This is a genomic window from Pseudopedobacter beijingensis, from assembly GCF_042678145.1.
GTDB lineage: Bacteria > Bacteroidota > Bacteroidia > Sphingobacteriales > Sphingobacteriaceae > Pseudopedobacter > Pseudopedobacter beijingensis.
In genome coordinates this window covers 73,308-96,975 of record NZ_JBHUDG010000016.1, presented here as the reverse complement: position 1 = coordinate 96,975, position 23,668 = coordinate 73,308, and the positions used below count along the sequence as shown (strand labels likewise).

Here is a 23,668-nt window from a genome sequence, read left to right as displayed (position 1 = left end):
TGGAGTTAAGTCTTCCTGTTTAGATCTTTCTAATAGATTAGGATCGTTTTTATATAAAAATTAGTTTTTTCTATAGCTAAGTCTTACGAAAATTAGCAGATTGATATTCTTATAATTTTCGCAAGACTTAGAGAGCTTTTTTAAAAGACAGAGTTGTTATCAACAAACAGATTATTTATTGTATTTAATTGATAAATGTGCCATTCTGCTATTTACTGAAGTACTAAGTGTAGCACCGGTATTACTTGATGTTGAACCTGCGGCTTTGTCTTTTACTTTTAGTCTGATATAAACCTGTGGCTTACCTAATAGCTCTAATGGAAGTTTGATATTTACTACCTTAAAACCAGGTACCTGTGTTAGTAATGTATTGTCCCAATTTACCAGATCTTCTGCTGTATAGTCGGCTATATAGTTCCATGTATTGCTGTCCATATCATTGGTTGTAGACCACTCTACCTCAAAGTTCCTTGGTCCTCCAACATTTGACAAAATTTCTGCTTGGAGTGAAAGTTGTTTGTTAATGCCTGCTGTAGAAACGCCGATTAACCAGGCCTCTCCTCGGTTTTTTGTATTATTCCACCAATTATTAGTATACCATGCACCGTTTAATACAGCTCCTTTGTCTTCGGCAGACCCAGAAACCTGACCAGTAAGCCTGTTATAATCCTCTATACCAGTAATGTTATTGCCCCCAGTAGCTGTCAATGTACCTGTGCCTATATCTGGAGTTGTAATAGGAAACTTGCTCCACTCTACCAAAATATTAGAGAAACCGTTGTTCCTGTCGTTTGCAAGTGCAATTTCTTCCTGTGCCATTGGTCTTATGGCATATTTACCGATATTGCCATATCTTGGGTGATCTTCGTTAACAATGACCCCTGATATATTGCCGGACCCTTGTGGTACTCTTGTTCCGTTTCTTTTATAAGGAACGGCATCATTGGTAAGCAGGTACATACTGTTTCCGTTTATATCGCGTATGTTTGTAGGGTAAGTGTCTATACGCCATTGATAGCCATGGTTGATATTGTAATAAGATCCAGAAGGAACGGAAATTTCGACATCTTTTAATGTTATATAAGTGTAAATATCATTATCATTTAGATCTTGCATGTACTTTGTTCTTGGTACAAGGGCAGACGAATTAGTTTCTTTAGAAATGATATTAACAGAAGGAAAATCTGAAATGGTTGCAGTTGCAGGGGCGCTGGTCTTAGTCAATGTTGTTCCTTTTAACCATAGCTGTACTTTTTCATTCTTATTGAAAATGTTGTCTCCTCCGGTTTTTGTTCTTATTCTTATTCCTGATGTTCCATCAGTGCTTTGTATATAGACTGTAATAGTATTTTCTGTTTTGTCTATTTCGTGTTTATTGTTAGGGTTATTAGGATTTTTTGCAATGTTAGGGTTGTTTTTATCCACAATAACAATACCCTCTATATAGATGTTTTCAGTTACAACACCTGTTCCTAAGCTGTTTTTTACATAATTAAAGTCTTTTAATATAGCATCGTCATACTCTGCTTTGGGGTTTTGAACAATCAGAATAGAATCCTGAGTAAGAACACCCAAAATATCTAGATAAGAAAACTTTAATGTAGCTTGTCTTTGCCCGTTCAATTGACTTTGTTGTGTTTGTAAATGAATAAATCCATCATTGTAATTAATGTCTGATATCCACCCTTCTTCTCCTGACGTTTCATATCTTAGTTCCTGTTCCAAAAGGTCAAAAGGAAGGTTTATTTTTAACTCCGTTTTCAGGGGTCCTCCTTTAGAAACAGCATTCAGGTTTTTATCTGTGAATTTTATCTGAGCGGTTAATCCTTTTTGCTGAATAAAAATAGTGTCAGTTTTACTGCCTGCTGAAATATATATTTCCGTTTTTCTAGGAACATTCCCTTTGTTAGAGGTAACGTTGGCCATAAAGTCTCCTTTTCCGCTCCCGGAAGTAGTGCTTAATGAAATCCAGTCATCACCTGCTTTTGTACTTACCGTCCAGTTATTGTCTGAATAAACCTGTATTCTTGTAGAGGCGGCGGAGTCTGCCAGTCTAATTGTTGACGCATCTAGGGCCAGGTCTTTACTGAAATTGTTTAAGCTGGTTTTTTGACAACTCATAAAAGCTATAAAAACAGCCAATAGAGGCAAACAGCTTTTTTGAAATTTTGTAAGAAAAGTATTCTTCATGTCTTAATATTTTAAATTCTCTATAACTTTATTTCTATAGCAATAGGTAAATGGTCAGAATATTTTTTTGTAAAGTAATCTCTGATGAATAATCCGGATTTTACCTTTTTGATCATATCTTTTGAACAGTATATATAATCTATACGGTATGTTTGTGGAATGATGTTATATGCATTTTTGGGATCTTTTTTCTCTAGTTCCTTTAATACATCTACAAGATCATAATCCAAAAGATGTTGCTGTACTTCAAAATCCAGTTCTTCTCCGTTTATGAGGTTATTATGTCTTCCGTTAGATCGTTGTTGTGCTTTTTTAATGTTACTTAGTACTACTCCGTTGTCAAACACCTCTTTTTCAAGAGGTGTGAATGAGTTAAAATCACCCATTACGAGAAGGTTCTTTTTATCAAATTTTTTAGAAATCTTATCTGTAATTTGCTTTATTTCGTTTCTTCTGCGCTGATAGTCATGAGGGTTTAAATGTAATACTACTATATTTATTCCTTTGATCTGTGCAGCAATAAATCCGTGTGTAATCCCTTCATTTACTTTCTCGATATTTTCAATCGGATATTTAGAAGTAAGAGCAGTTGGATACCCGCTTTCCTTAACCAATACAGCATACGGATGTCCGTAAGATTTTGCTAATTCAGATAAAGACTGCTCGGTAAATTTGTTGGCCTCTTGTATAGCTAGAATATCAGGGTTTTGATGTTTTAGCCATTCTACAAATTTTTGTTTCTTTTGAGAGGTATCCATTTTCATGCCTTCCAATATATTGTAGCTAATTATCTTAAAAGACTGTGCGGATAAGCTTAAACAACAAATAAATAACAATATGAATAACAGTGTTTTTTTCATCATCTTAAAATCCAGTATATGCGTTGTTATCCAATTTCCCGTTAGATTTAACTACCTCATTGTCAGGAATAGGATAATATTCATGATAAGGCCTTATGTTTTTCATAATATCTGGATACTCTAAGGCTATGGTTGCTTTGACATCGTCATAGAAAGTTCCCCAACGAACCAAATCCCATTTTCTTCCGTATTCTCCCATTAGTTCTCGGGCTCTTTCTTCTTTTATCTCTTTTCTAAAGAGAGTTTTTCCAGGGAAAGAAGATAGAGTGCTGTTTTGCGCTCTTGTCCTGACTTCGTTAAGATATTTCAGCGCATCAGGGTATTCGTCTAATTCGTTGGAGCATTCTGCCATCATTAAAATGGCATCAGCATATCTGAAAACTTTTTGATTGTTACCATCAGAGATATTATCCATACCGGGGCACCAAAACTTAGGGCCCATCCACGCTTTACCTAATCCATTGTTTGCCTGTGGGCGAGGAAAAGGTGTTCCATTATAGGAATAGCCGAGAATAATGTTCCTTCTAGGGTCAAGTGTATTCTGTCTGTATAGCTCCATAAAATATTCAGATGGAGTTACAGATGTATATATAGTTGCTTTATCTCCTAATTCGGGAATATTTATTCCGTTGTACAAACTGGTATTTGCCGTTCTTGGAGGAGTAAAGGAACACGCTACATTGGTGGTTTTCCTCAATCCGGTTGCAGACCATGTGTATTGTACCTCAAAAATAGATTCACGTGTGTTTTTATTTCTGAAATAGGTGTCTGTTAATGGATAGGTTGCCGCAGTCAGATTTCCATAAATGGTCTTTATTTTCTTTAAAGCTGTTAATGCTGTTTCCCAATCTTTATTCCACATAGCAAGTTTTCCTATTAGAATATAGGCAAGTGGGGCAGAGACTCTGTTGCCTGATATTTCGGAAGGGCGAACGTGGGGCATAGCTGAAACATGTTCTAAAAGGTTTTTAACCAAGGAGTCTCTACTTGCGACTGCACTCATTCTTCCCAGGCTGTTTACTCTTTCCATTGTAGGGATGTCACTGATGTTCTCTAAATAAAATGGAACGTCTCCAAAAGTTGAGGTTAATATGTAATAGTATAATGCTCTTAAGGTTACGGCTTCTGCAATTAAAGCGGGTTTTCGGGACTCTTCTATCGTTGCATTTTGTATCCCTTCTATCGCTGCGTTACTATACATTATTCCTTTATAACTTTGTGTCCATATGCCTGCTCCCATTCCAGGTTGCGACGGAGATATATCTAAACGCGTATCTACATTATTGGTTACTTTCAGAAAGGCTAAGTCTGTTACAGCTTCTGTGGCGAACATTAAATCCTCTTTATAAATGCTGTTTAGAGGAGTGTAACAACCATTCAAAGCCGCAATACACTGTGCCTCGTTTTTAAAAAACTCGCTGGCGGGAATAAAACCTTTTGGATTTTCTTCTATAACATTTTTACACGAGCTTGTAACTCCTATTATTACTAATAATGCTATAATATTTATATAATTTTTCATTAACTAAACTCCTTAATAATTAAAATTTTAATGTGGCTGTAAAAGTTAACATTCGGCTGTTAGGATATGCTCCGTTGTCCATTCTTCTAATAGTAGAACCACCGCTTTGGGTAGAAACCTCCGGGTCATAACCGTTATATTTTTTTAATAAGAATAAATTGCTTCCAGCGGCTGTTAAATGAAGTTCTCTTAGCTTATTATGGGTAAGTTTTGATAGGTGGAACACATAGCTTGCAGAGGCGCTTTTCAATCTTAGGAAGCTCGCATCGTATACAAATCGGTCATTAGGGATATCATCTTTAGATGATGCTCTCGGAATATCAGAATTAGGGTTTCTAACTGGGTGCCACCTGTTTTCCATATATTTATATTGGTTGGTAAGGGAGGTTCCGGTTCCCATGAACAACTCTGTAGGATTATATATTTTACCTCCTAATGAATAGTTGAAGTAGATGTTTATCCACCAGTTTTTTAAACGGATACTGTTTTGTAATCCTCCGTATACAATGGGGTCAGCGTTACCTAGATATACTAAGTCGTTGTTATCAAGCAGGCCGTCATTGTTCTGATCTATATATCTTTGTCTGCCCGGCTCATAATAAGCTGTAGATGAAGAAACATATTTTTTATCGATCTGATTTTGGTTTATTTCTTCCTGATTTTTCCAGGTACCTGCATATTGCATTCCCCATAAAGCATTTAATGGTCTTCCAGCTTCGTACCCATACATCATATATTGTGCTCCATACGGATTTGTGTAGGTTGCAATTCTGTCAAATGTACCTACGTCAATAACTTTTTGGGTATTGTGTGCAATGGTAAATGTTGAGTTCCAGAAATAGAGCTTACGAGTGTAATTTTTGGTCGTTAAAGAGGCCTCTATTCCACTATTTGACGTTTCCCCAAAATTTGTCAGTCTGCTGGTATAGCCTCCCTGGGTTGGTAGTTGTAAAGAAACTAAAAGGTCATTTGTTCTGGAACTATAATATTCTACGGTTAAATCTACCTTGTTTTTAAGAACAGTTAAATCAAGACCAAAATTAATTTGTTTGGTTTTTTCCCAGGTCAGGTTAGGATTAGGAACTCTTGCCGGGAAATAACTAACGGGAATAACTCCATCAAAGATATAGTTTGATGTAGATGAAGAATATCTGGAAAGAGACTGATACATGCCGATAGCATCGTTACCTGAAATACCTGCACTGGCTCTTAGCGATAGATTGTTTATAAAATCTATGTTTTTCAAGAAATCTTCACTTTTTAGGTTCCATTTTAATGCTGCAGAGGGAAAAAGGGCCCATTTGTTATTTGCTGCAAAATTGGAGGCAGCATCGTACCTGCCGGTAAACGTAAAATAGTACTTACTGTCGTAGTTATAATTTAATCTTGTCAGGTGCGAAAGCCTTCCTCTTTCATTTAAGTCTGATGTAAGTGTAGTGTTTTCTTTAGAGGGAATAGCTCTTAGGTCATTGGTATATAAGTCGTCGACAAGATATCCATCGCCACTTGCGTTAAACTCTACGTATTTACTTTTCTGTACAGTAAATCCATATAATCCTTCGAAGTTGTGCTTTTTATTCCAGCTTTTATTGTATGTTATGGTATTTTCGTTTAAAATATTGTTTGTACGATAAGCTCTTTTATAGGCATAAGCCCCTCTTTCGGCATTGGCCCGGGTGGGTAGTATAGAAGGGTAAAAAGTATCATCAAAACGATTATGGTCATGAAATGAAACAGAAGATCTTATTTTTAAGCCCTTAGTAGGGGTTACTTCTAAAAAAAAGTTCGGAGAAAGAGATTTTTGTTGCGAATCTTTTTTCTGTAGTAAGGAATTAGCTAACGGAGAATTAAATATCTGCCCCTCATACCACTGAGAATTCCAGTCATTTAAAGAACCATCTGCTTTATAGGTAGGAATAATAGGAGAAAGAAAAAGAGTTGATGTATACCATAATGTTTGGGTACCGATATCTGCTTTATTAAACTCCCGTTCTATAAAAGAATAGTTTAGGTTAATACCTCCCTTAACATGTTTACTAAAGGTTTGGTCTAGGTTGAGTCTGGCCTGATATCTTTTAAGGCCGCTGTTGATAATGATACCTTGATTATCACTATAATTTCCGGAGAAAAAATATTTTGTACTTCTATTTCCGCCTGATGCGGTAAATGTATGGCTGTTGGTTGGTGCTGTTCTGGTAATTTCTTTTGTCCAGTTTGTTCCTTCCCCGCGGTCAGCAGGTCTGGGGAAAGGATAATCCTCTATCGGCTTTATTTGATTCGCTGTATTAGAGAAATAATACACATCATTTAATAGTTCCGCAAAGTCTTGAGCATTCATTAAATCCAGATATCTTGGAATTTGAGATATACCGATGGTTGAACGAAACATATACTCATTTACCCCCTCTTTCCCTCTTTTTGTTGTAATCAGGATAACTCCGTTGGCTCCTCTTGATCCGTAAATGGCAGTTGATGAAGCGTCTTTTAATACTTGGATAGATTCAATGTCATTAGGGTTAATGTCGTTCATACTATCAACGGCATCCATTACACCATCTACTACGTATAAAGGCTCGTTAGTGGCACTAATAGAACGAGTTCCTCTAATTCTGATAGACGTTTCAGCACCGGGCTCTCCAGAAGTGGAAACAATTTCTGCTCCGGCAATTCTGCCTTGTAACATTTGGTCTACTCTTTGTCCTGGGACATCTTCTATGTCTTTAGTATTTACTACAGATACAGCGCCAGTCAAATCTCTTTTCTTTACTTCCCCATAGCCTATAACTACAATTTCTTCGAGTTTTGATGTCGTTTTCTTTAAAACAACATTTAAGGGTTTGTTTCCACCTATGGGAACTTCTTTTTCCTCAAAACCCATGTACTTGAACACAAGAGAAATATTTTTGTCTGTAGTGTTAAGAGAAAAACTTCCTTTTTCGTCACTAATAGTCCCGGTTTGGGTATTCTTAATTCTGATAGAAACACCAATCAAAGGCTCGTTTTCTTCATCTGTTACCTTTCCATTAATCTGAATAGGTTTTGGAGGTTGAGGTTTTGCCTTTATAGTAATTGTCTTTTTATTAATGACGTAAGTAAACGGCTGGTTGCTCATTAATTTTTCCATTGCTTCCTCTATGGTAGCTCCTTTTAAAGAGGTTGTTACAGGGATAGCGGATTTTAACAGTTGAGAACTGTAAAGAAAATCGTATCCACTTTGTTTTTGGAGTTGAACGAAAGCTTCTTCTAAACGTACATTTTTTAATTGCATGTTGATGTTTTGAGCTAACGAGCTGGCACTAACCTGCATAATGGTTACCAACATGAGGATGGATAGTAATCTCATGATACGAATAAGTTTTGAGTTACAATAGGTGTTCGCGCTGCAGTTAAATACAGTGTTTTTTTTATACATTTGAATGTTAGGTTTAATTTTCAATTGATGCGACAAGTAAAATTCAGTTGAATCCTGATACTTATCCCGGGAACGGTGCAACGTTTTCGGGATTTTTTTAGGATATCAGCTATGTTTTATATCGGTTAATCCATAACTATTACCCTCCTCCCTTTACTTGTAGATTCTTCAGGAATTATTTTAAATTTTACGATTCCAGTTAACTCAAGTCCTTTCAGAAGTTCATCCAGATCTTTTGATTTTGAATAAATCCCTCCGAATAATTTCCCTTCTGTATTTGTTTCATAATCTATATCAACATTATACCAGCGTGAAATTTGTTTCATTACATCCTTAATGTTATCATCTTTAAACAAGAAATAGCCCTCTTTCCATGCCAAAACTTGTTTTAGGTTAACTTCTTGTACTTTAATCTCTGTATTTTTATTGGCTACAAGGCCTTGTTGTCCTGGTTTTAAAACTACATTATGCCCTCCTTGAGAAATTCTTACCGATCCTTCTGTTAAAGTTGTTTTTTCAATATTGTCATCTGTATAGGCAGAGATGTTAAAATGAGTTCCTAAAACCTGTACTTTGGATGTTTTTGTTTTTACAACAAAAGGCATTTTTTCGTTCCTGGCTACTTCAAAATAAGCTTCTCCAGAAAGTTCTACCAGTCTCTCTATTCCTTTGAAGTCGGATGGATAATGAAGCGTAGAATTAGAGTTTAACCAAACTTTAGTGCCATCGGCAAGGATTAACTTATACAGAGATCCTTTAGGCACATATAGTTTGTTGATGGATGCATTTAAATAGCCCCAGTTGTTTGTTATCTTGTATTCTACTTCTCCATCTGCTGTTTTGCTTATTTTGGAAGACCCATCCTCAGTAAGTAACCCGTTGTTGGCATTGTCTAAAGAGATTACAGAGCCATCAGATAGTGTTAACATAACTGCGGAAGAGTCCTGTACAGGAATGGGAATAGGTGGTTTTACAGACACAGACTTCGTTTGTTCTCTTTCCAGGTCTTTTTTATGGACTGTATAGGTGGTAATGCCAACAGATAAGGTTATTAAAATTGCTGCGGCATACTTTGCCCATAATTTGTATATGTTAACCTCTTTTTTGTTTATGGTTTTGTAAATCCGGCCATATATTTTTCTGCGTAGTTCTTTTTCTTTGGCAGATTCCTTTTCTGATTCAAATGGATTTTGGAGCATGAAGTTATCCTCGTAACCAAAAAGTAACTCCTCATCTTCTGGTGTACATTCACCTGCTATATATTTTTGGTAAAGCCGTATGTATTCTTCAGAAGTCATTATTATGTGCTTTTACTATATAGAGGGTGATTAGCAAAGCGAACACACATAAAAAAGAATTTTTTTTGAAAAAATCAGAGACAGATCAATTCTTAACATTTATATAATCTCGCTCTCGTAAAAACTTTACATATTTGACACTTCAAATAAAATATATATTTTTAACACGACCTCGTAAGTATAACATACTGCAATTATAAATGCTCAAAGATCGACTGACAGATGAGAAACTATGGGAAGGTGTGGTGGAAGATGATTCCAGGGCATTTGCTGTGTTGTATAATCGTTATTGGAAAAAACTTTACAAAACAGTAGATCATTATCTTAAAGATTCAGGAATTGCAGAACAGGTAGTCCACGATGTTTTTGTAGTGTTATGGCGAAGAAGAAAATATTTAAATATCAAAAGTTTTGCAGATTATATTCACGTAACAGCCCGCTATCATGTATTTAAAGAATTAAAGGCAAGAAAGGTTTCTCCTATAGAATATATTGAGAATTATGAGGGGCTGGATCCGGGGAAGGTTTTTAATGCTGTTGAAGAAAAATTAAATTATAAAGATTTTGAGTCAAAATTGACGGATAGTTTAAAACCATTACCTAAGCGTTGCCGCGAAATTTTTTGGTTAAGCAGAATGGAGAATCTGACAAATGATGAGATTGCGGAAAAACTGAATATCTCTAAAAGGACCGTCGAAAATCAAATTACTATAGCTCTTAGGCACTTACGTAATTTTATGCAAGAAGATACAGCATCGGTATTCTCGCTTCTTCTTTTTACTTTGTGGAGGTAAAATGTAGCACATTGTTACTCCCACTATACTAGTACTTTACTCCCAGTATACTCCCACTTTAGTTGCACTTTGTGAAAATTGAAATACTTATGAAATTGTTTGAAGATATTTATCATTGGTTTTTAATCTTATTGAACTTCTTTGAAAGTAACGACAAGGTTTTCCAAAGAAATTCAATAAATAATGCCCGAATGTAATATTCAAAAACAAATTATGGATATAATTCCAATAATATGGGACAATGGTCAGAGTGTTTGGCTTCCGGTAAGATTGTAGCCCTTTTTATTTTATCTTCCATCGTATCAGAAAGCAAATGATAATCTATACGCCAACCCAGATTCTTAGCTCTGGCTCCGGCTCTGTAGCTCCACCAGGTATAATGGTGCGGATCAGGATTTAGGTGCCTAAAGGTGTCTATATAACCAGAGTTGATAAACTTTTCCATCCATTCCCGTTCCTCTGGCAAGAAACCGGAAGAATTTGCATTAGATTTTGGATTATGGATGTCTATAGCACGATGACAAATATTATAGTCTCCACAGATTAATAAATTAGGAAACGTAGTTCTTAATTGCCCTGCATAAATTTCAAAGTCGTCCAAAAACTGGTATTTAAAAGCTTGTCTTTCATCACCGCTGGATCCGGAAGGGAAATAGGCGCTTATTACCGAAAAGGTATCAAAATCAGCCCTTATAATTCTTCCCTCGTTGTCATACGCTTCTATACCGCAACCATACTCTACGTGATTGGGCTGTGTTTTAGTTAATATAGCTGTTCCACTATATCCTTTTTTTTGTGCAGGATACCAAAAGTGATGATAACCTAAATCTGCAATCTGTTGAATGTCTGCAATCTGATCTGGCGTGGCTTTAATTTCCTGCAAACAAACAATATCTGCCTGTGTGGCTTCAAGCCAATCTATCCAGCCTTTATTGATAGCCGCTCTTATTCCGTTTACGTTATAGGATATGATTTTCATTTTTACTTGAGATATTAATGCTGTTTTGACTATTTATTTTTTTCACCTGCTGGTTTCAGTAATTTTTTGATTTCTTTTTTCTTCATCACAGACACCTTCATCACAATATCTTCTGTTGGACGGTTGTTGCTGTCAGTAGCAACAGAAGCAATAGCGTCTATAATTTCAACGCCCTTAACCGCTTCACCAAAAACGGTATACTCTCCATCCAGAAAAGGAGTACCTCCAATAGTCTTGTAAATGGATTTATGCTCATCGGGTATTTTTACTCCTTTATCCTGCTCCATGTAAGCCAACTGCATATCATTAAACACTTTCCCTTGTACAATATAGAATTGAGAAGCACTTGATGCCATTTCTGGATTATTGTTTCTGGCCGCGGCCAGAGCTCCTTTTTTGTGTATTAAATTGGGATTGAACTCGGCCGGAATCATATAACCTAAATCGCCACTTCCTAATAATTGCTTTGGTTTTGCATTTTTAGACTCGGGATCGCCACCTTGTATCATAAAATCTTTAATGACCCGGTGAAACAAAGTTCCATCTAGTTTTTTGTCCTTGATTATTTTCATGAAATTATCCCGGTGTTTCGGGGTTTCGTTGTATAGTCTTAAAAAGATGTCGCCTTTATTGGTCTCTATCTTTACAAAAACATCTTTTTGTTTGGATGCAATAACACATAGCGAGTATCCTACAAACAAACAGGATATCAGTAGCTTTTTTATCATGATTTTAACTCCGGATATAAATCTAAAAAGTAATTAACAATCAGCGTTCGCAAAATATGTTCTTGTTCTAAAAGAGTATAATTTGGAATCTGTTTTACCTTTTTCCAATGCGGCCAGCCATCCTGATCTAAACCTTCCAGCTCATAAAAACCCATTTCGGAAAAAAGGCGACAGGTAGCAATATGCATTAATTCTTCTTTTTGTCGTTTGCTAAATTTTCCGGCACCTTTGCCTAATTCCTGAATACCTATTAAAAAAAGGATAACCTTAATGTCCGGTTTTTCATTGTCAAATTCCCGGGCCAATATATTTTGTAGTCTTGAAAATTTCTCGTTAATTTCTTTTGCTGTCATAAAGCAAATATAGAATTTATATAGGGCAGGGATTATAATTTGAAAATCAAAAACACATTGTCTAGGTCTATTTCTTTCTTAATCGTTACGTTCTCATTTGTGCAAACCATAAAAAATCAGTTATATTTGCATTTATGGGCAAGAAGTTCATCAGGTTTATCTCTTTTGCGGTACTGGCTTCAGTACTGCAAATAGCTATTCCTTTCCATGAAATTCTGCACTACCACAAAGAATCTGCTTATGGCTCGCATAAGTACACCGAAGTACACGAGCATGAGAATCCTTGTTGTAAACCGGTTAATTATTTTCACTTTACCGCAGCGTTACTGGGCAAGCAAATTTTTGTTTTCTCCAGTTTAAGTTTCTTTTACAAAGCGCAGGTACAGATTGGAAATTATTATAACACTGTTTTACTTCCAAGCAATAAAGCACCTCCCGTTAAAATAGCCTAAAGAATATTATTACGCTATTTTAATCCAATTTTATGATACAAATAAAAAAGTATTGTCTAATACTTTGTGCTTTTGTTTTGTTGGCTTTGTCTGGCAAAACCCAAACCTGTGATATCGTTTTTTATGGAACGATAAAAGATGCTAAAGATCATTCTGTGTTATCAGGAGCCATTATTGGCATTTCCTCTATACAAAAAAACACTTTAACAGATGCTGATGGACATTTCCATTTGAATAGGCTATGTAAAGGGAAATACAATGTTGAAGTTTCTTTTTTGGGATATAAGAAGAAAAGCTTCTTTATAGAAGTAAATAAAAATACAGAGATGAATATTTATTTGTCTTTGGATAATACCGCACTATCAGAAATAAAAGTTGTTGGGAAGCAAGCTACTGCAGAGCCTGTTTATACAGCACAAAAATTAGAAGACAGGGCAATGGATTTATCCAGAGGACAAAGTTTGGGCGAGTCGCTTAAAAATATTGCGGGAGTAAACTCTATTCAAACCGGCCCAACCATATCAAAACCCGTAATCCATGGCATGCACTCTGACAGGATTTTAATCTATAATGCAGGGGTGCGTTTAGAAGGACAGCAATGGGGTAGCGAACATGCTCCGGAAGTAGATCCGTTTATTGCAAAGGATATTACTGTTATAAAAGGTGCTGCTGGGGTAGAATACGGAGCAGACGCATTGGGGGGAATTATTTTACTAAATCCTCCGCCGTTAAACTACCATTCTCCTTTTTCTTCGGAGATTAACCTTATTGGAGCCTCAAACTCGAGGATGGGCTTGGTGTCTGGTAAGGTAGAGGGCGCAATAAAAAACGAAACTTTGGCCTGGCGTTTTCAGGGAACCTTAAAAAAAGCGGGGAATTCATCCGCTCCCGGATATTATTTGAACAATACCGGTTCAGATGAAATTAACGGGGCTATCACATTGGGTTATAAAAGAAAATCTTTTGAAACAGAGCTTTTGCTTTCTTCTTTCAATACCAAACTTGGAATTTTCGAAGGTGCGCACATTGGTAGTGTAGAGGATTTAAAATATGCTATTGCAAATGGGAGACCTTTTGCTGACGGAAACTTTTCTTATGGAATAGATGTACCTCGACAAGAGATTAGTCATCACCTCCTAAAGTTTGACGGCAAAAAGTATCTTAAAGACAATGGTGTGTTAAAGTTGACTTATAGCTTTCAAAAAGATTTCAGACAAGAATATGATTTACGCAGGGGAGGTAGAAATGATCTTCCGGCTTTAGATCTGGATTTATCGGCTCAAAATCTGTCTATTGTTTACGAGAAAAATCAGCCAAATAATTCCTTTATCAAATACGGAATCAATACGGCTATTATTGTTAACAATAATGTCCCCGGAACGCAGATTACTCCTTTAATTCCAAATTACGACAGTTTTAATCCGGGAGTGTTTTTCATTAAAAAAATAGGATTAAAAAATAAGGAGCTGGAAGGCGGAATCAGGTATGATTTTAAAACCATAGATGCGGCAGGGTATGACGCTAATAAAGTTTGGTATGGTGGAAAACATGATTTTCATAATGTCAGCTTTTCTTTAGGAAGCTTGTTCCATGTGAAACCTTATCTGGATTTTAGATCTGATTTGAGTTTAGCGTGGCGCCCTCCTTCTGTGAACGAACTGTACAGTAATGGGCTACATCATGGAACTGCTTCCATAGAAATTGGTGATAAAAACCTGCAAAGTGAGAAGGGCTATAAATGGATAAATACGCTCTCTTATAAGCAAGAGAAATGGAAAACAGAAGTAAGCGCTTACGCCAACTATATTGTTGATTATATTTTTTTGCAACCGGACGGAACCTTCTCTGAAACGCAAAGAGGGGCTTTCCCTATTTTTAACTATAAGCAGACCGACGCAACCCTGTTTGGTGTGGATTTGCAAAACAGCTATAGCATCAATCGGGAGATAGAGTGGTTACTGAAAGGGTCCTTGGTTAGAGCAAAAGACATTGTCAATAAGTCTTATTTACCAATGATTCCGGCCGACAGAATTAGCAACAGCTTAATCTGGAATATCAGGACAACTCATCAAAAATGGTCTTTACCTTTTATCAGCGTAGAACATATTTATTCGGCAAAACAAACACGTTATTCTGAACAGAATGATTTTGCTCCGGCTCCGGCAGCGTATAACCTGTTCAATATCTCGGGAGGGATAAGCTATAAAGTTGGAGAAAACAGATTGGGTATGAATGCATCCATTTTCAATGCATTTGATACCTCTTACAAAGACTACCTTAACAGATTCCGTTATTACACCTATGAAACCGGGAGAAATTTTGTAGTCAGATTATCTTATAAATTTTAAAAACAGAAAAAATGAAAAAACACTTTAAACAAGTAGCCATAGTTTTATTTGCAATCGCGTCTTTCAGTATAACATCTTGTAAAAAAGACAGTCCTGTTCCGGAGACAAATCAGGAAGAGTTTGACAAAACAGTATTTACTTTTGTTGAACTGGAAGCTCATGATGATCATTATCATGAACATGACACTGCTTTAACGATAACTTTTGATGCTAAAGGGAAACCAGATAAATCTCATTACCATTTAACGGCCGGACAGAAGTATCGTTTATATATTAGCCTATATAGTAAGGGTGAGTTAATTAATGATGAGATATTGGAAGAAGCTTCCATACACCAGTTTTTCTTTACCGGAGCGCCTGATGGTGTATTAAATTATACTTATGAAGACAATGTGGGGCTTAAAGGTATTTTTGATGTACAGCAGGAAAGTACAACATTTCCTCTAAATGTGGTTTTAAGACATGGAATCAAAAAATCGAATCCAATATTGGCCTGGAATACTCCAAGAAGTGAGTATGCGAAGGCAGGTGGGGCAGATGATTTGAATGTGTCTTTTGATTTACATCCTGTTGCAGGAGAGGGGCATGGGCATTAAGCCGTAGTAATAAAGCAGGGGCTGTCTCAAAAACAGTGTCATTTATATTTAGTGTAGAGAGATTTCTTTACACAGTAATTCTTTCCCGAAAGTTCGGGAATTCATGATGACACGTTGCCTTTGAGGCAGCCCCGTTTAATGGCTTCTTATTCTACAAAGAAGCTTTTGGTTTGGCTTGCAATATTTATTTTAAACTCTCCGGGTTCAACAATGCTTTTATTGTCTATTCCCACAAAAGCCATTTCTTTAGGTGTAATCAGAAATTCAACCTTTTTGGTTTCACCAGGTTTTAGGGAAATTTTGGTAAACCCCTTTAGCCTTTTTACATCTGGTGTAATGGATGCATATACATCGGTAAGGTAAAGTTCTACAGATTCTTTCCCTTCTCTTTTTCCTGTATTTTTAACTTCAATAGAAACGGTTATTTCCCCTGTGGATTTTATCCGTTCCTGACTAAGCTTAAGATTACTATACTCAAAAGTGGTATAACTTAAACCGTGTCCAAACTCAAATTGTGGATTATAGTCTGCATCATAATTATAAACACCCGCCATTACTGTCCTGCTTTCTGACGGTTTATGATTGTATGTCACCACAGAATTTGGGAACTTCGGATAATTATAAGGGAGCTTACCGGAAGGATTTACATCACCAAAAACAATGTCGGCCAGGGCGTCACCACCAAAGTTTCCCGGAAGATAGGTTTGTATTATGGCAGGCATAAGATGTGCAAATTTGCTGATTAGTCTTGGACGCCCTTCGTTCAATACCAGTATAATAGGTTTTCCTGTTGCAGCAAGTTTTAATGCCAGCTCCGTTTGTAAATCAGAAAGATAAAGGTCACTCAGATTTCCGGGAGATTCTGTATAAGAATTTTCGCCTAAGCAAAGTAGAATAACATCTGCGCTGTTTGCTGCTTTAAGGGTTTCTTCGAATTGGTCTTTGTATTCTTCAAAATACTTTCCATCGTTTTTATAGGTTACTCCAGGGTAATAACTAACGTTCTGGATTCCAATTTTGTTTTGGAAGGCCTTTAAAATGGTATTGTATTTAGCAGAAAACTCTTCTACTTTTTCTCCCTGCCATGAGTAGGTCCATCCTCCATTTAATGTTCTCATGGAGTTGGCATTAGGCCCTGTGATTAACACTTTACGTGTTTTATTTAAGGGTAGGCTATTTTTTTCGTTTTTTAATAAGGTAATAGATTCCGCAGCAGCATCGTATGCAGCTTGCTCAAATTCCTTACTTCCAAACTTAGTGTAGTCTTTAAGCGGGTATATGGGTTTTTCAAATAAACCCAATTCATATTTTAAGGTGAGTATACGGGACACAGCCTCGTCAATTCTTGACATTTTTACTTTTTCCTCTTTTACCAGTGCTATTAAATTATCGCAAAAACGTTCGTATTCATAAGCAATCATAGACATATCTATACCGGCATTGATAGCTTTCATAATAGCTTCTTTGTGAGTTGACGCTATTCTGTCGCGAGTATGTAGATTCTCTATATCTCCCCAATCGGTAACCACAACACCTTTAAAACCCAACTCGTCTCTTAATAGTCTGGTTAAAATCTGGTAATCTGCATGTACAGGAATACCGTTGATTAAACCTGAATTGATCATCACTGTTTTTGCGCCAGCATCTATAGCTGCTTTAAACGCAGGTAAATGGTACTCTCTTAGCGCCTGTTCCGATATAAATGCGGGTGTTCTATCTTTTCCCGAAAATGCAGATTGGTATCCCAGAAAATGTTTTAAACTGGAAGCCACCCTATATGGATTGGAGATATTATCACCTTCCATACCTTTTACCATTTGTAAGCCCAATTGTTCTATGAGGTAAGGGTCTTCACCAAAAGTTTCCCACTGCCTCGAAAATCTAGGGTCGTTACCAAGATCCAGAACGGGACCAAAGTTCCATGGAATAGCACTTGCTCTTGTTTCGTATGCGGTAATTTCTGCGCCCTTGTAGACCAGTTCCCGGTTGCGGGTTGCTGCCTGACCTATTTGTTGCGGAAACATGGTTGCACCAGCAGTATAAGTAGTTCCGTGAACGGCATCTATACCATAGATAACCGGAATCTTATTTTTAGCTTTTAATGCTGTTTTTTGGATTTCTCCAATGATTTGATGCCATACTTGCGGAGTGCGAGCCCGGTTATTTGCTGTGTTAAGTATTGAGCCTACTTTATATTTTAAAATGGCTTTTTCTAAACTTTCGTTATTTAAGATAACCGGTTCGTCACTAGCGTATCTGTTAGGACCGTTGGTAACCACGTCTAGTGTTATCTGTGCCATTTGACCCACTTTTTCTTCAAGGGTCATTTTAGAAAGTAAGTTTTCTACTTTTCCACTGATTGTTTCTTTGGTTTGCGCAACTGCAAAAATAGAATGTCCTGCAAATAGCAAGCTCAAAATTGTCTTCTTCATTTTATTATTTTATTCTTATTCGCTTCTGTAATACCATCGGACAGGGTTAACGCTTTACTACAAATGTTGATACATCAGGCGGTGCTACATTATTTCTCCTTATCCGGATTGTATATATTCCTTCTGCCAAGCCAGATACATCTATACTCCTGGTTTCTTTGGTTTCTAATTGCAGCTTGCCATCCACAGAATAAATAGCTATATGGATGATATATTCCCCATCAATATGAAGGAACTGATTTACCGGATTTGGATATATTCTTATTGCTTTGACAGGGAGCAGGAAGTTTATTGCCCTGATATTTGAATATTCGTATTTCCCATCTAAATCCACTTGTTTTAACCTGTAATAGTTGTTACCGGTTACAGGGTTTTTATCATTCCAGATATAGTTTACAGCTGCTGAAGAATTTACTTTCCCGGCAAGCTCTCCTATGGCTTCGAAGTTTATGCCCTCGCTGCTACGCTCGATGATGAAATGGCTATTGTTTTTTTCGTATGCTGTAATCCATTCTAATACCACACCCTCGGACTGCTGCTTTACATCAAAGCTCAGGTATTTTACGGGAAGTGGTTCCTCTGCAATAAATTTTCCGTATGCTTTTAGCTCATATACCGAAAAATTCCAGGGTGTGGCAGGTTTTGTGCACCATACACGAAGATATTTGCCTTGTCCCTGTACTCTTAAAACATCTCTTCTGTTTCCTCCTGTATCTTCTTTACCAATAATATTTGCTATCGTTATCCAGTTTATACCGTCGTTAGAAGTTTGTATTTCGTAATCGCTTGCCGCAGCTCTTTCCCATAATATATCTAAATCGGAAATATGATATACAGCACCCAAATCCACATAAAACCATTCGGGATTGTTTGTGGTTGCCGCTATCCAACGCGAATCTTCGTTACCATCTACGGCAGCGGCAGAGTTTCCTGAAGAACTTATTGTTGCTTTTCTAAGTGCAATATTCTCAGTATTGGGGATAAACACTTCAACAGAAATATGGCTGGTAATACCATTTACCGTCGCGGTAATTTCAAAAGAACCGTTTTCGGTGGCGTTAAACTCGCCGGAGGTGCTTATCGTTCCGCCAGAGGCAAACCATGAAATATCGTTTATGGTCATTGGATTTCCGTACTGGTCAAAAGCAGCAGCTTCAAATTGTTGGGTTTCCCCTGTTTTTAAAAGAATGTTATCTGGTGAAATATTTAGGTTTGTCAGAACTTTTTGCGGCTGTACGATTAAGGGGAAACCAGTGGTTAATGTTCCGTAACTTACTGTAAGCACATATTCTCCTGTGCTTTGAGGTGTAAATTCTCCTTGCTGATTAATTGTACCTCCGCCGTTAACAGACCATGAGAACACTTCTTCCGATGTATATGGCAAACTATACTGATCGAGCACATTTGCCGTAATCTCTAATTTATCGTTAATATAGGCAACTAATGGAAATGGATTTAAAGTGATGGTGGCCGGCTGAGGGTTTTCCCAAAAAGCAGAACCATAAATTTCCATTTCATTGATGCTTGATCCGTAACCTGTGTTACGTGTTATACACAATATACGTACATAGCGAGCACCAACCGGGTCAATATCTATAACCTCATTGCCACCTTTTCCTGCTGTCTCAGACCATACCATCGTCCAGTTTTCTTCATCTGTTGATACCAGGATATTGTAACTAGCTGCATAAGCCGGATCCCAGGATAATTTAATTTTATTGATTACGTAATTATCTTGTAAATCAACTTGAATGTATTCGTTATCTTTAAACGAGCCTCCCCAACGGGTGTTGTAATTCCCGTCATTTACAAACTGGGGTAGGGTTCCATCGTTCTCATAACTGCTCGCATACACAGGTTTATGTAATGCAAGGTTTACTTTTTCAATTTCTGCAACTACAATTGTTGCGGTATCTTGTATTCCTTTTCCATCGCTTACGGTAATTTTGTATTCTCCTGGATAATTGGATGTAAACACATTCCCGGTAATTGTGCCGTTTTCTCTTTCGATAATACTGTAATATAATTCTGTATCAGGAAAATCTATTCCAAACTGGTCTTTTGCCGCAGCTGTAAATGATATATTTTCTCCTATTATAAGTGGGGTTTGTTTGGGGAATATTTCTATGGTTGTTAATTTAATAGTTTCTTCTACTATGAATTCAGCAATAGCAGTTAATTCTCCGACATTTACCTGTACAATTGCTTTTCCGTATTTAGTTGGAGCAAACGCTCCTTCAGTACTTAGGTCTCCTTCGCCGGTCTGTATGGAGAACTGTGGGGAGATTGGAAATTCATCACCAAACTGGTCATATCCTTTTACGGTTAAATTTATTGTTTCTCCTTCTTTTATCTGTGAAAAAGCCGGGGTTACATCTATTCCAAATAAAACAGGGATATTATCCATTGGAGGAATTCCGTAAACTTCAAATTCGTATAATGAATAGCCATACGTTGTAGCCCTTTCCAAGCCATACATTCTTATATAGCGGGCTGTTTTATTTATTTCTGTTGTTTCGGTTCCTCCTAATCCGTTTACTGTTTTTACAGTTTCCCAGTTTTGCTCATCGTCTGATACCTGAATTTCATATAAACTGGCATAAGCGGGTTCCCAAAGCAGTGATACATAGCCGATAAATGACGATTGTTGTAAGTCTATGTATATCCATTGCGGGTCGGAGTGGCTGCTTCCCCAACGAGTAGCTTTATCTCCGTCTGTTGCATACCTTGTTAAAGTTCCAGCATTTTCTTCGGATGATGAATATGCTTGTTTTCCCAATGCTATATTCCTGAATTTGGGTGTTACATATACATTTTGGCTATATGTTTTTCCTTCGGCAGTTGCCTGTATGGTATATATTCCTATTGTTTGTACATCTAAAACTGAATCTGCTTTTATCTCTTCGCTTCCTTTCAGAATTTTCCAGTTAACCGGTATTTGATAAGGCTTGTTGTACTGGTCTTTCATCTCCAAAGAGAAGTTAACCGTCTTTCCTTTTTCTATATAATTCTGATTTTCTGGTAATAATACGGCTGTTTCAAGCTTGGGCAAATCATTTACTGCTAACGTAATATTTGTTGATAAACTCCCGGCTGTTGCTGTAACAATGGCTTCTCCGTTTACAGAAGAAGCTGTAAATAGACCTTCGTTTGTAACGGAGCCATTACCACTGACACTCCAATCAAAAGAGCCTTCCATTGTTGCTCCGTATTGGTCTAATAAAATAGCGGTAAGATGAACACTTGTTCCCGGTTCTACTACGTTCCCGTTTTCTGTATGTATTTCTATAGTTGTTGCCTCGGGATTGTCTGAGTAAACTGTCAGTTTTTTGCCCGGTACTTTTATTTCGAGTATCTGACTGCCGTTCTGGTAAAATTTTATACTTTTCTCTGAATTGTCGGGATTATACACCATATAGGTGTATTTTCCCGTTACCGGATGTTTATAAGTGGTTGCTGTAGGAATATCTGCATGTATATCCCAGCTGATATCACCATAAGTTCTATGTGAATGGGTCAGAAAATAAGAAATGCCCCCTGTATCTGTATTTCTTGCGATGGGCATTTCTGCATCCCACATTCTGTCAAATACAGCGGCTGCACTGTCTGGATTAAATATTTGTAAATAAGAAAGCACCACATTTCCTACGCCAGATTCATAGCTTAATGCAGAAGGTTGTTGTCCAGATTCTGTTTCCCATCCTTTAATCTCTTTGGAATTCCACATCTGGGTATAATCCCATTCGGCATAACTTAAATCTTCATACAGATATTTTAATGCGGGCGAAATTGGCAGCCATTGGATAGAGTGCATCCAAACCGGATCGCCGGAAAACCATGTCCACCAACCGATGCCTCTTGAGGTAAGGTTGCTGTTATAAGGTTTTGTATAACGAGTATAATCTATATTTTCTTTGTCGCGGTCGAACCAGTATTCTGCTACTCCACGGGCTTCCAGTGTCCAGCCAAAAATTCCTGCATCACGCATGGCTTTATTTCCTGTGGCAACGCCCAGCATATACACGCCTCCCCATCCCTGCATGGCTTCAGAGGTTGATTCTTGTCCGTTTCCGTCCCAACCTCCTAAACCGCCAGCATAAGAATGCCCTGCCCACGGATCTAATGTTCTCAGAAAAGGGAAGTCATTGTCATTTCTATCCCAGTTGGCATATTCTTTTGCCAAAAGACCGGCCATTTCTCCATAGCTATTTTTAAAATCTTCATCAAATAAAGCCAATATTCCGCTTGCCAGCGTAAAGTAACCGTAATGGAAATGATGGTCGTTAAATGTGTCCGAGTCATAGCTGGTGTCGTATCCAATCAATGCTCCCCAACGCTGATAACGGGCAAAAAAGAAGCTGTTTTCTCCAGGAGTGTAAGTCAGCCAGTTAATCAAAACATCTTTTAAACGGGTTTTGCATTTTTCAAATAACTCGGTCTCACCCATTTCATGTGCAAATGTCATGTACATTGCCATTTGAATGAGGCCTTTCCCTCCCCAATAAGTATCTCCCCCAAAATTTCCTTTATTAGCATAATCCGAAATCATTTGCTTCATCCTCTCTTTTTGATAAGGATTTTCTAATGTTTCATCTGATAAGGGATTTGCGAAAAAGGGTAATATGCCATTAAATTTATAGGTAATACTAAATGAGCTTCCTATGGCCATTTTCATTTTACCACGAGGCGTAAGATATTCTATACCTGTAAAACCAAAATTTAAATTTGAATTTTTATAGTGATGAGGAATAAACCCCTGTAATACTTGTTTTTGGGTTTCGTTCTTAAGATTTTCTGTATCTAAATTCCAGTTGGTAACTACTTCTCCGGTTGTTTCGTTATAGTTCCAGTCTACAGTGGTATTTCTTGGGATGGTATATGCGTATGCTGCATAAAAATCAAGATCCTGAGCAGAAGGGAGTACTCCTATTGACAAATATTGTTGTGAAGTATTTTGAAATATGACTTCAATTAAACCGTTTTTCTTGGAAAAAACAGTTCCATCAGGAGCAAAAATACCATATATATCCCCGTCAATATTAACGATAAGCCTACTGCCTATAAATGGCAATGTTAAACTTTGTCCGTTAGCATCAGTTAAAACACCGGTACCAGTTTTTAATTGCAGAATCAGGTTTTTTGATTCGACCCAGGTAAACGGCACTCCATGAGCCATAGTAACCAGCATTTCTTTTTCACCGTCTTTCATCAAAAAGTCCAGCCCCCAGTCATGCCAGTTATTGGCATCTGCCGAACCTGGTTTAAAGCCTATTGCAGAAACTTCTATTTGAGAGTTCCATTTTAACTCATGCCCGGTAGGTTCCCAATCTTTTGGATATGCTACGTAAAAACCATATTCTTCTGCATTTACAACTTGCGGATAAGACCATAAGTTTCCAGAATACTGGCTAACCAATAAATCTGTCCACCAGTCGTTTGTTGGTATTGGTTTCCCCTGGTTTTTTTCCGTAACATATAGCTTACGGTTCTCCATCAGATAGCTTTGGTCTCCGCCCCGTTCTGCTGTTCTGCTTTTATATAATGGAGTATATTCAGCATAGCTTCCACTTCCTACTCCTACTGGCTTTTGTGCATACAAGGAAGAAATTAAACCAGCAAACAATAATATGGTAACGATTTTTTTTATCATGGTTTTCCTGTTATTTTTTCCGGGCATAATTGGTTTTTATTGCTTGTTTTTATC

14 protein-coding genes are annotated in these 23,668 nt (G+C 37.2%); 4 read left to right on the top strand and 10 right to left on the bottom strand.

The window, feature by feature from the left end; translation table 11 throughout:
• Positions 1-171: 171 nt before the first annotated feature.
• From ACFSAH_RS11035 to ACFSAH_RS11015, 5 genes are all read right to left on the bottom strand, one after another.
• Positions 172-2,190, bottom strand: coding sequence for a DUF5689 domain-containing protein (locus ACFSAH_RS11035; protein WP_379662792.1), 2,019 nt, complete (start codon positions 2,188-2,190; stop codon positions 172-174).
• 20 nt (positions 2,191-2,210) lie between these two features.
• Positions 2,211-3,050: an endonuclease/exonuclease/phosphatase family protein gene (locus ACFSAH_RS11030; RefSeq protein WP_379662813.1), complete on the bottom strand. Its 840-nt coding sequence runs from the start codon at positions 3,048-3,050 to the stop codon at positions 2,211-2,213.
• Positions 3,051-3,054: 4 nt separating this feature from the next.
• Positions 3,055-4,572, bottom strand: a complete 1,518-nt coding sequence (locus tag ACFSAH_RS11025) for a RagB/SusD family nutrient uptake outer membrane protein (protein ID WP_379662791.1) — start codon at positions 4,570-4,572, stop codon at positions 3,055-3,057.
• A gap of 19 nt (positions 4,573-4,591) precedes the next feature.
• A complete protein-coding gene (locus ACFSAH_RS11020) occupies positions 4,592-7,915 on the bottom strand; it encodes a TonB-dependent receptor (protein WP_379662790.1) in 3,324 nt (1,107 codons plus the stop codon).
• 194 nt (positions 7,916-8,109) lie between these two features.
• A complete protein-coding gene (locus tag ACFSAH_RS11015; RefSeq protein WP_379662789.1) occupies positions 8,110-9,282 on the bottom strand; it encodes a FecR family protein in 1,173 nt (390 codons plus the stop codon).
• Between the two features lie 200 nt (positions 9,283-9,482).
• Here ACFSAH_RS11015 and ACFSAH_RS11010 point away from each other — a divergent pair, with 200 nt between their 5' ends.
• The gene (locus tag ACFSAH_RS11010; RefSeq protein WP_379662788.1) at positions 9,483-10,076 is read left to right on the top strand and encodes an RNA polymerase sigma factor; all 594 of its coding nucleotides are present in this window, start codon (positions 9,483-9,485) and stop codon (positions 10,074-10,076) included.
• 211 nt (positions 10,077-10,287) lie between these two features.
• On the opposite strand, the gene ACFSAH_RS11005 is transcribed toward ACFSAH_RS11010, so the two are convergent.
• From ACFSAH_RS11005 to ACFSAH_RS10995, 3 genes are read right to left on the bottom strand one after another with little or no spacing between them, the layout of a single operon-like run.
• A complete protein-coding gene (locus ACFSAH_RS11005) occupies positions 10,288-11,055 on the bottom strand; it encodes an exodeoxyribonuclease III (protein ID WP_379662787.1) in 768 nt (255 codons plus the stop codon).
• A 29-nt stretch (positions 11,056-11,084) separates the two neighbouring features.
• The gene (locus ACFSAH_RS11000) at positions 11,085-11,783 is read right to left on the bottom strand and encodes a peptidylprolyl isomerase (RefSeq protein WP_379662786.1); all 699 of its coding nucleotides are present in this window, start codon (positions 11,781-11,783) and stop codon (positions 11,085-11,087) included.
• Positions 11,780-12,136 carry a hypothetical protein gene (locus tag ACFSAH_RS10995; RefSeq protein WP_379662785.1) on the bottom strand — a complete coding sequence of 119 codons (357 nt, stop codon included), beginning with the start codon at positions 12,134-12,136 and terminating at the stop codon, positions 11,780-11,782. The genes ACFSAH_RS11000 and ACFSAH_RS10995 overlap by 4 nt, the downstream gene beginning before the upstream one ends.
• Positions 12,137-12,270: 134 nt before the next feature.
• Between ACFSAH_RS10995 and ACFSAH_RS10990 the strand changes: the two genes are divergently transcribed.
• Genes ACFSAH_RS10990 through ACFSAH_RS10980 form a run of 3 tightly spaced genes read left to right on the top strand, consistent with a single transcriptional unit; the run spans position 12,271 to position 15,532 of the window.
• Positions 12,271-12,588, top strand: coding sequence for a hypothetical protein (locus tag ACFSAH_RS10990; RefSeq protein WP_379662784.1), 318 nt, complete (start codon positions 12,271-12,273; stop codon positions 12,586-12,588).
• A 32-nt stretch (positions 12,589-12,620) separates the two neighbouring features.
• On the top strand, positions 12,621-14,936 hold the full coding sequence (locus tag ACFSAH_RS10985) for a TonB-dependent receptor (RefSeq protein ID WP_379662783.1): 2,316 nt from the start codon (positions 12,621-12,623) through the stop codon (positions 14,934-14,936).
• An 11-nt stretch (positions 14,937-14,947) separates the two neighbouring features.
• Positions 14,948-15,532 (top strand): hypothetical protein, encoded by a 585-nt coding sequence (locus ACFSAH_RS10980; protein ID WP_379662782.1) that lies wholly within the window; start codon positions 14,948-14,950, stop codon positions 15,530-15,532.
• Between the two features lie 146 nt (positions 15,533-15,678).
• On the opposite strand, the gene ACFSAH_RS10975 is transcribed toward ACFSAH_RS10980, so the two are convergent.
• Both ACFSAH_RS10975 and ACFSAH_RS10970 read right to left on the bottom strand, forming a co-directional pair.
• Positions 15,679-17,964: a glycoside hydrolase family 3 N-terminal domain-containing protein gene (locus ACFSAH_RS10975; RefSeq protein ID WP_379662781.1), complete on the bottom strand. Its 2,286-nt coding sequence runs from the start codon at positions 17,962-17,964 to the stop codon at positions 15,679-15,681.
• Positions 17,965-18,010: 46 nt separating this feature from the next.
• The gene (locus tag ACFSAH_RS10970; protein ID WP_379662780.1) at positions 18,011-23,614 is read right to left on the bottom strand and encodes a discoidin domain-containing protein; all 5,604 of its coding nucleotides are present in this window, start codon (positions 23,612-23,614) and stop codon (positions 18,011-18,013) included.
• Between the last annotated feature and the right edge of the window lie 54 nt (positions 23,615-23,668).